The organism is Bacteroides sp., from assembly GCF_029057325.1.
Lineage (GTDB): Bacteria > Bacteroidota > Bacteroidia > Bacteroidales > Bacteroidaceae > Bacteroides.
The window spans coordinates 1-8,285 of the sequence record NZ_JAICZW010000079.1 but is presented as its reverse complement, the minus strand read 5'-3'; the positions used below and the strand labels follow the sequence as shown (position 1 = coordinate 8,285).

Annotated in this window: 11 protein-coding genes and 1 pseudogene; 5 read left to right on the top strand and 7 right to left on the bottom strand. The window is 47.1% G+C overall.

Annotation, left to right across the window (positions count from 1 at the left end; all coding sequences use genetic code 11):
- Window positions 1-115 precede the first annotated feature (115 nt).
- The 3 genes from K2G43_RS04710 to K2G43_RS04700 all read left to right on the top strand — a co-directional run bounded on the left by K2G43_RS04710 (window position 116) and on the right by K2G43_RS04700 (window position 2,579).
- Window positions 116-937: a phage regulatory protein/antirepressor Ant gene (locus tag K2G43_RS04710; RefSeq protein WP_300153216.1), complete on the top strand. Its 822-nt coding sequence runs from the start codon at window positions 116-118 to the stop codon at window positions 935-937.
- 101 nt (window positions 938-1,038) lie between these two features.
- Window positions 1,039-1,236, top strand: a complete 198-nt coding sequence (locus K2G43_RS04705) for a hypothetical protein (RefSeq protein WP_300153214.1) — start codon at window positions 1,039-1,041, stop codon at window positions 1,234-1,236.
- Window positions 1,233-2,579: an LPD38 domain-containing protein gene (locus K2G43_RS04700; protein ID WP_300153212.1), complete on the top strand. Its 1,347-nt coding sequence runs from the start codon at window positions 1,233-1,235 to the stop codon at window positions 2,577-2,579. Before K2G43_RS04705 ends, K2G43_RS04700 begins: the two co-directional genes overlap by 4 nt.
- Here K2G43_RS04700 and K2G43_RS04695 read toward each other — a convergent pair.
- Both K2G43_RS04695 and K2G43_RS04690 read right to left on the bottom strand, forming a co-directional pair.
- The gene (locus K2G43_RS04695; RefSeq protein ID WP_300153210.1) at window positions 2,542-2,757 is read right to left on the bottom strand and encodes a hypothetical protein; all 216 of its coding nucleotides are present in this window, start codon (window positions 2,755-2,757) and stop codon (window positions 2,542-2,544) included. The two genes, K2G43_RS04700 and K2G43_RS04695, sit on opposite strands and share 38 nt — an antisense overlap.
- A gap of 152 nt (window positions 2,758-2,909) precedes the next feature.
- Window positions 2,910-3,095, bottom strand: coding sequence for a hypothetical protein (locus K2G43_RS04690; protein WP_300153208.1), 186 nt, complete (start codon window positions 3,093-3,095; stop codon window positions 2,910-2,912).
- Between the two features lie 288 nt (window positions 3,096-3,383).
- Here K2G43_RS04690 and K2G43_RS04685 point away from each other — a divergent pair, with 288 nt between their 5' ends.
- Window positions 3,384-3,917, top strand: a complete 534-nt coding sequence (locus K2G43_RS04685; protein ID WP_297642446.1) for a TlpA disulfide reductase family protein — start codon at window positions 3,384-3,386, stop codon at window positions 3,915-3,917.
- Here K2G43_RS04685 and K2G43_RS04680 read toward each other — a convergent pair.
- The 5 genes from K2G43_RS04680 to K2G43_RS04660 form a co-directional block, all read right to left on the bottom strand.
- The gene (locus tag K2G43_RS04680; protein ID WP_300153206.1) at window positions 3,889-4,641 is read right to left on the bottom strand and encodes a class I SAM-dependent methyltransferase; all 753 of its coding nucleotides are present in this window, start codon (window positions 4,639-4,641) and stop codon (window positions 3,889-3,891) included. The genes K2G43_RS04685 and K2G43_RS04680 overlap by 29 nt on opposite strands.
- A complete protein-coding gene (locus K2G43_RS04675; protein ID WP_297642448.1) occupies window positions 4,638-4,823 on the bottom strand; it encodes a hypothetical protein in 186 nt (61 codons plus the stop codon). Before K2G43_RS04675 ends, K2G43_RS04680 begins: the two co-directional genes overlap by 4 nt.
- A gap of 18 nt (window positions 4,824-4,841) precedes the next feature.
- Window positions 4,842-5,219: a VOC family protein gene (locus K2G43_RS04670; RefSeq protein ID WP_297642451.1), complete on the bottom strand. Its 378-nt coding sequence runs from the start codon at window positions 5,217-5,219 to the stop codon at window positions 4,842-4,844.
- Between the two features lie 155 nt (window positions 5,220-5,374).
- Window positions 5,375-6,523 (bottom strand): DUF4468 domain-containing protein, encoded by a 1,149-nt coding sequence (locus K2G43_RS04665; protein ID WP_300153203.1) that lies wholly within the window; start codon window positions 6,521-6,523, stop codon window positions 5,375-5,377.
- The gene (locus tag K2G43_RS04660; RefSeq protein WP_300153201.1) at window positions 6,520-7,278 is read right to left on the bottom strand and encodes an MBL fold metallo-hydrolase; all 759 of its coding nucleotides are present in this window, start codon (window positions 7,276-7,278) and stop codon (window positions 6,520-6,522) included. Before K2G43_RS04660 ends, K2G43_RS04665 begins: the two co-directional genes overlap by 4 nt.
- 362 nt (window positions 7,279-7,640) lie before the next feature.
- Between K2G43_RS04660 and K2G43_RS04655 the strand changes: the two are divergent.
- Window positions 7,641-8,285 (top strand): annotated as a pseudogene (locus tag K2G43_RS04655) (hypothetical protein); the annotation flags it as partial.

Here is an 8,285-nt window from a genome sequence, read left to right as displayed (position 1 = left end):
GATATAAAGTTCTTCATGTTCAGATTGGCTACTTTGTACGCATAAAGGAAATGGATACCAACCAGAAATATCCGCTGCCCCCTTTTAAATGCTTACAGATCTGTAAGAATTAGTAATTCAAAATGGCAACGGAAATAATGTTACCACTTCATTAATCGTTGCACAGGTGTTCGGAAAGGAACACAACAAAGTTGTGAGGGATATTGAAAACCTCTTATATTCAACAGATTTTAGGGTCGCCAATTTTGGCGAGGCTACTTTTATCAACCCTAAAACTGGTCAAAATCACAAAATGTATGAAATGACCAAGGACGGATTTTCATTTCTTGTTATGGGTTATACAGGGAAAAAGGCTGGAGAGTTCAAAGAAAAATTCATCAACAATTTCAATGAAATGGAGAAGAAGATAAGAAGGCTTTCTTCTCCTTCCTACCAAATCGAAGACCCTATATCGCGTGCCGAACGTTGGATTGAGGAGCAGAAGGAGAAGCTTCTTCTGGAATCGAAGAACGAGCAGTTGGAGGAGCTGAACGGCCAGCTCGCTGAGGAGAACATCAAACTTGCCGAAGAGAACCTTACCCAAAAGCCTAAAGTGGAGTTTGCCGACAGCATCATGCAGTCCAGCGACTGCATATCCGTGGGCGATATGGCTACCATACTGAAGCAGAACGACCTTTTCAAGAAAGGTCAGAACGCCTTCTTCATGTGGCTTCGCTACAATGGCTACTTGCTTTGCAGGGGAATCCGCTATAATCTTCCGACTCAAAAGTCGATGAATGCGGGAATCATGAGGATAGCCGAACGTCCCTATATGACTAAAGAGGAAGTGATTATCAATAAGAGGACGGTAATCACTCCCTACGGCCAGCAGTATTTCTTGAACCTTTTCAGGAAAAACAAGTCGAAGAAGAGCCAGACAATCACATTGTTCGACTAAGGTAATAATTACAATCCGCTGTTATATCCCGCGCCACATCAGGCACGGGTCATAACAGCGTGCAAACCAAACTACCGATATAGGAACTATTAACAAAAAACATGAGTGAAATGATGACCGATACAGAAATGAGGACGTTGCTTGTACGTTACTCTGAGGCTTTTGACGTGATGCTGAAAGAGATGGATAAGATGAAAGCAAGGATAGAATTACTGGAAGGAAAACAAGGATGCGCTTCTGGAAACAGGGTTAAGAACGGGTCGCCGAAGGTGATTCGGATGTTCCCGAAGGGGATATGATGATGACGATGAACGGTGGGGAGGCAGGATATGTCAACATGCGGGACATCGAGCAGCATAAGAATGATATCCGGCGTGAATTGAAGAAGGCGAACGGGAAGATACCCGTGAAGCGTGCTTGGGACTTGCTGGGTGAACGTTTTGATGAGTATAACCGTGCGGTGGAGAACTGCGCGAGATTCGCTGCGTTCGTGACTTCCCGGGAAATGGGAAGGAGTATTGACCGCTCCGTCTATGACGCTAAGGAGATAAGCGTGAACTTCAACAAGAAGGGTAGCGGGGCAAAATTCCTTGAAAGCGTGGGACAGACAAAGGCGGGTAATGTGGCGGCTCTTGTTTCCGGGCTTGGCCGTAGCGGATATGTGTTCTGGAATGCGGCGATTCAGGGAACGACAAACTTCGGCAGGCAGATAAAGAGGCATCCGGCGAAGGCGTTCACGGGTGCGGCTGCGATGTTCCTGCTGGGTGCTGTCACGGCTTATCTTGGCGGTGATGACGACGACGACAAGAACGCTTATTACAACTTGCCGGAGTATGTGCGCCGGAGCAACATCCTGTTCAGTGCCGGTAAGCATTGGATTTCTCTTCCTCTACCTATTGAGTATAGGGCTTTCTACGGCATGGGAGAGCTGATGGTTTCCACGCTGAGCGGAAAGGAACACTTCACCGGCGGTGAGATTGCATCGGCGATTGCGGGGCAGGCTACACAGGTGCTTCCGATTGACTTCTTGGAGGGTGGCGGTGGACTGAACGCTTTCATCCCGAGTGCGGCCAAACCGTTGTGGGAGGCGTATGTGGTTGAGAAGAGCTGGACGGGTATGCCGCTGTATAAGAATACTCCTTATAATAAGGATATGCCGGAGTGGACGAAGGCGTACAAGAGTGCGAACAAGTATATGGTAGGGCTTGCCGAGGTGATGAATGAGGTGACCGGTGGCGATGCCTATACCAAAGGGGCGGTTGACATCAATCCGGCAAAGGTGGAATATCTGCTGAACGGATATTTCGGAGGCGTGTCCGGTACTATAGACAAGATGGTGAAGACGGCTGAGACGATTGCCGGTACACGTGAGTATGACCCGAGGAGCGTGCTGCTGATGAATCGTCTTGTAAAGGCGGGTGATGAACGGACGGAGTATCGTGCCGTGAAAATGAGTATTCCCGGCTGGAGGAAGAGCATGACCGGACGAAGAAACGTCTTCGGAGCTATGAGAAGGATACGGAGCGTGGAATTTTCGATTATGCGGAGAAGATTGATTTCCTGTATGACTCGCCGGAGTATGCCCGATATGAAATCTTTGAGAGCTACCGGAAAGAGATTGACGGGCTGTATGACGAGCTGAATGAGGCGGTGGATGATAAGGAGCGGAAGGAGATTGAAGCCTTGCTGAATGAGGTGAAGAAAGAGATGATAGGGGAGATGAATAAGACGAGGAAGAGGAAGTAGGAAACGGCATTGTAAAGTTCGGGCGGCATGTCCTTGTGGAATGTGCCGCCCGAATTGTTGTTATAGGCTTGCAAGCCATTTTTTCCCTTTCCGTGTGTTGAGCCATATAGCAAAAACGAGTGCTAATGCTCCGGAACCTCCTAATGTGATTAATAGTCCTTCCATACTTATTTTTTAATTATTCTATATCCAATGTAAGCAAAAACGGTGGTCGCAAAAGCTCCAATCAAAAGAAGGAGCCAATACAGGTCGTTGCTTGAATCTGTGAAAAAAGATACGGCACCTCCGGCACCATTGCCGTGAATGATGTCTTTGCCAAGTCGTAGAAAAATTTTCCAAGCGTTTCACTGCTTACTTTTTCTTTCTCTTTGATTTCCTTTTTCTCTTCAATTCTTTTTTCCCAGTTCCCCATTTCAATCCTGTTTTGGTGCAAAGATAGCATATTCCAAACAAAATGTGCAATTATGTTGGTAAAGTTTTTCAGATTGGAGGGAATGCTATATTTTTGCAGAAAATCAATGCAATGAAAAGGGAGTTGAACCTGATATTGAAATGGTTTTGGTATCTTGCACCATCATCCGGCATGCGATTGACATGTCGTAGTCGTTGTTTTAAATATCAAGCAGGGGGTATGGTGATAGTGTATGGATTTTGGAAAAATAGTTTATTATTCCAGTGTTTTATATAAAAGTGATTCAACATGAAACGAATGAGATTTTTGATTCTCTGCCTGTTTGCGATATGCAGCATGGCAGGCAAAGCGCAAGAGGTGGCGGCGGATGGCACCGGCTACCTTGTGAAAGTAGGAGAGATGGCTCCCGATTTTACGGTGAAACTGACGGACGGCAAAAGCGTTACCCTTTCCGAGCTTCGTGGGAAAGTGGTGATGTTGCAGTTTACGGCCAGTTGGTGTGGGGTATGCCGCAAGGAGATGCCTTTCATCGAGAAGGATATTTGGCAGAAACATAAATCGAATCCCGCTTTTGCCTTGATAGGTATTGACCGTGACGAACCGTTGGAGAAAGTGATTGCTTTTGGCAAGTCAACAAAGGTCACTTATCCTTTGGGGCTGGACCCGGGAGCGGATATCTTTGCCCGATATGCGCTCCGCGAGGCCGGCATTACCCGAAATGTGCTGATTGACAAGGAAGGACGCATTGTGATGCTGACACGCTTGTACAATCCAGAGGAGTTCGCCTCATTGGTCAAGAAGATTGAGGAGATGCTTGAATAGATAGACTGGCAAGGTAGTCGTAATGGCTGCCTTCCTTGATAAGCTCTGCTTTGAACCCGTTTTCGGCGGCATAAAGGCTGAGGGTCTGGAAGTCGATATACAACCAGTCGAACGAATCGCCTTTGATGTCTTTGTATTGCATCCGGAAATCGACCTCGCCATAGTAGTTGCCGGCAAGGTCGATGACGATGCTGCCGTCCTCTTCTTCAAAGAGATAGCGCAGGTCGCTGGAGTCCATCAGAATGCGGCCGCCGGGGCGGAGCAGCAATTTCATTCTCTGGAAGAAGTGGGGGAGGTGTTCCAGTTTCCCGATGATGCCCGAACCGTTCATCAGCATCAGGATGGTGTCATACGAATCGGCGAACTGCTCGTTGAACAGGTTGGTCTGCGTGACATTCCGCACTCCCCGCAGCTTCATTGTTTCTACAGAGAGCGGAGATATGTCGATGGCATGCACTTCCTTTCCTGCTTCTTGCAAAGCGAGGCTGTGGCAACCGCTGCCGGCTCCGACATCCAATATCTTTCCCGTCGCCCTTTCCAGGGCGATGCGTTCCAATAGGGGCATCTGCCTCTTCGTACGGAAAAGTTCCCGAACCGGAATCTCGTCTTCATCAAATAGTGAGGAGAACACACGCAGGCGGTCCGCTTTGTGGTGTCTGAAGTAGTCGGCTATGGCTGCTCCCATCGGGTCTTTGTCCGCAGGAAGTAAATCGGTATTTATCATTTCTTATGTCTGTTAGCGCGTTTGCGGCGGATTTCCGCCTTCATTTTCGCCGCGCCTGAACCGTGCAGGCCGGTGATATAGGTTTTCTTTTTGGCTTTGGTCTTAATTTTGTTCTCTTCCTTGGGCTTGTCTTTTTTTCCTTTGAAGACAATGCCGCCCATCATGGCTTCTTCTATACTCATACTTGTTTTTTCTTATTTTTATTTTTCTGGTAATATCTCAATCCAGTAGTCATCCGGGTCATTGATGAAATAGAGTCCCATTGCGGTGTTTTCAAAACATACCCATCCGTTTTCTTTGTGGTATTGACGTATGGCGTTGTAGTCACCGGCCACCCGGAAGCAGAGATGGCTTTCGTTTTCTCCCAATTCATAGGCTTGCGGATGTTCTTTCAGGCAAGTCAGCTCCAGCAGGAAGCCTGTAGAATTGTCGGTGAGGTAAACCAAAGTGAAAGAGCCGTCAGACGCCTCTTTCCTGTGATGTTCTTTCAGACCCAATGCCTTTTCGTAGAATGCGATGCTGCGTTCCAGGTCGGTGACATTGATATTAAAATGATCGAATTTGCTTTTTATCTCCATGGTTCGTTTGAATTTTCGATGCTATTAGTTGTTGTATTTGAAGAAATGAAGAAGCTGAGCCAATGGTTTAAATCCGGAGTGTTTTGCCGTAAGGCAACGTATCGGCTTACCTTCTTCATTTCTTTAGTTTCTCTTTTTTACTTTCGGAACTTGAATTATTTAATCAGGGCTTTCAGAATCTCTCCGACGTATGTGCGCGGCATGCCTTCTATGGTTGCCGGTGACGGAAGTTTTTTACATTCCAGTATGACGGTCGGTTCTGTTTGTCCGGTAGGATAGAAACGGACGGTGTAATTTTCCGCCTTTTCCATTTGTTCGTATGGTTGGTCGGGAGACAGGATGGAGAATACCACTGTTTTCCCGTTGACCTTTCCTAATGAACCGCCGGAATTGGCTGTCATCATGGTCATGTTAAAGGCATCGTTTCCAATGACAATGACCAGTTTGCCTGTTCCGGTTTGGATGGCATCGGTAGCCAGTTGCTCAGGAGCTACTTGTTTGTAGGCCTGTTGCGACGGGGTGGGATTGGCGGGCGTGGCTGCTGCGGGTTCCTTTGCGGGCTCAACCGGAGTTGCAGGGATGGCAATCTGTGTGTTTTGCGGCTTTTGGGCGGCGGGTGTTTCAGCGTTTTGGGCTGTTTCTACTATAACCTGTTTTTTGGGAGTGATTACTATCGGACCGGAAGAAGCATTTGTCTTTTGTTCTTCTTTCTTTTCTACTGGGGTTTGGACGGTAGTGGCGCTCAGTGCTTCGGTTGCTCCTTGTGCCAGATCGTCAACGAAATCTACGGTCTTTCTGCGCCATTTGGCAAGTCCGCGGACTAATTTGGTCTGTGTCTTGTTCAGTGCATACTTGTCTGTAATCCATTCTTCCGCAGTATATTTCTCTTTTCCTTCGCGATAGTTGAAGCGGATTTTCTCTATTTCGAGCGTACACTTTTCCGGTTGGCAGTTGGCGGTGAGCTGGTAGGATATTTTGGTGCGGTCGAGTGACAGGGCTGTCGAGCTGAACACAATCCATTCATCTCCTATGCCTACGATTTGTCCTGTGGCTTTGTTGGAGAATACGACGCGGCTGTTGTTTTCGTTTGCTTTCAATCGCATGTCCATCCAATTGGACAACCGGTTGTAAATTTCGTCTTGTGACATGCCTGGAATGCTGAACTCTTTGGTAAATACCACTTTGCCGTCCACTTCGGGAACGGCGCCGGCCAGATACTTGCTGTCATCTCTCTCTTGTGCGTGCAATAAGGCAGGTGCGCACAAGCAAATCAGTGCAAAAAGAAGATGTGTTAAATTTTTCATAATGGTATGTTTTTTAATGATTTATCGATATTGAAACGTTCTCCGCGGTGAGCGATGGTCAGAAAATGGCATTCCTTTTCTTCGGCAAATTGCCGGAACGCGTTGCCTCCTTGATAATCGTCACCGAAGTGCATCGGTACAAAGATAGTGGTTTTTATCCGTTCCACGAACTGTTCCGCTCCCCGCATGTAATCTTTTCCGATGCGGCTGTCCACAGGAAACATCGCTACCTCCACCGAAGGGGCCTCCCGTTGCAGGTCTCTTACTTCGGCAAGGAAGTCGCCTTCGGCTTTGCGTATTTCTTGCGGAGTGGATTCTTCGCTCCAGTGCCAGTTGTTCAGGTCTCCGGCATGGAACAGGCGTTTTCCTTGCAGGTCTATCAGAAAAGAGATGCCCACATCGGTAGAGCCGAATGCCTTGATGCGGATGTGTTCGTCTTCATAGACATCGCCCTTGCCGATGTAAGTGGCGTCTGTGGCCGAGGCGCGGCAGTGCTTCAGGATGTCTTTGGAAAACAGGTAGCGTATGTCTCTGTCGGGATGCTGTGTCTTCCATGCAAGTACCTCGCTGTTGAAGTGGTCGGGATGGAAATGGGAGCAGAGCACGTAAAGTATTCCCGTTTTCTGCAAGAGTATGTCGTGTACGACACCTTTGTCCGGACTCTCTTCCGAAGAGTCTTTGTAGTAGTCGATAATGACTGTAACGTCTTCCGCTTCGACCGCGAATCCGCTATGGTAGATATAATCAAGTGTCATGTCATGAATGGAATTATAGTGCAATATTACAAAAAAGACCATACAAACTTCCGATTTAGGCTGTTATTTTATGCAAAAGCCACGGCTTTTGCATATAAGGAGCAGGGTGCGATAATACAAATTTCTTTGTTAAGCGGATAAGAATGAAATCCGCTTAGTCCATCGAATCTGTGTCTGCAAAATGAGAACGTGCTCTGAAGAACCGTTCCTGAATGATGCTTCTTCATTTGATTGGTTTCAATAGAAACAATTGGCTTTTTCTATGCAAAGGTTCTTTTTTACGCAATTTTATGCACAAATCTCTTTTGTATGTGCAATTTTGTTGTACCTTTGCGCCCCGAAAACAATTAAAAAAGATTTAGATGAGAAAAATTTCGTTGATTAGCATTGCGATGTTAATCGTTTCAATTCCAACTTTTGCAGGAGGTTTCCTGACGAATACCAATCAACACCCTGCATTTCTTCGTATGTTGTCCCGCGGTGCCACCACCGAAATCGATGCTATCTGGAGCAATCCTGCCGGTTTTGCTTTCATACCGAATGATGGTTTCCATGTAGCTTTGAGTGTACAGAGTGCTTTCCAGACAAGAAACATCGATGCTTTCTGTGAGGGATTGGGCATAGACAAGTATTATGAGGGTAAGGCTTCCGCGCCTGTCATCCCAAGTTTGTATGCAGGTTATAAGAAAGGTGACTGGACGATTTCCGGCTTCTTCGGTATTACCGGCGGTGGCGGAAAGGCTTCGTTTGATGATGGACTTTCCATGTTCGATGCGATGGTCATCGGTGGATTGGGTGCCAAAAAGATTCCGTCTCAAGCCTATAAACTGAACAGCTATATGGACGGTAAGCAGTTCATATATTCCGTGCAAATGGGTCTGACCTATAAGGCGCTGGATTGGCTTTCCGTCTTTGCGGGTGCCCGCATGAACTATTTCACCGGTGGCTATCAAGGTGCGTTGAAGGCAAGTTCCGCCGTTGATTTGCCGATGTCTCCAGAGTTGGTG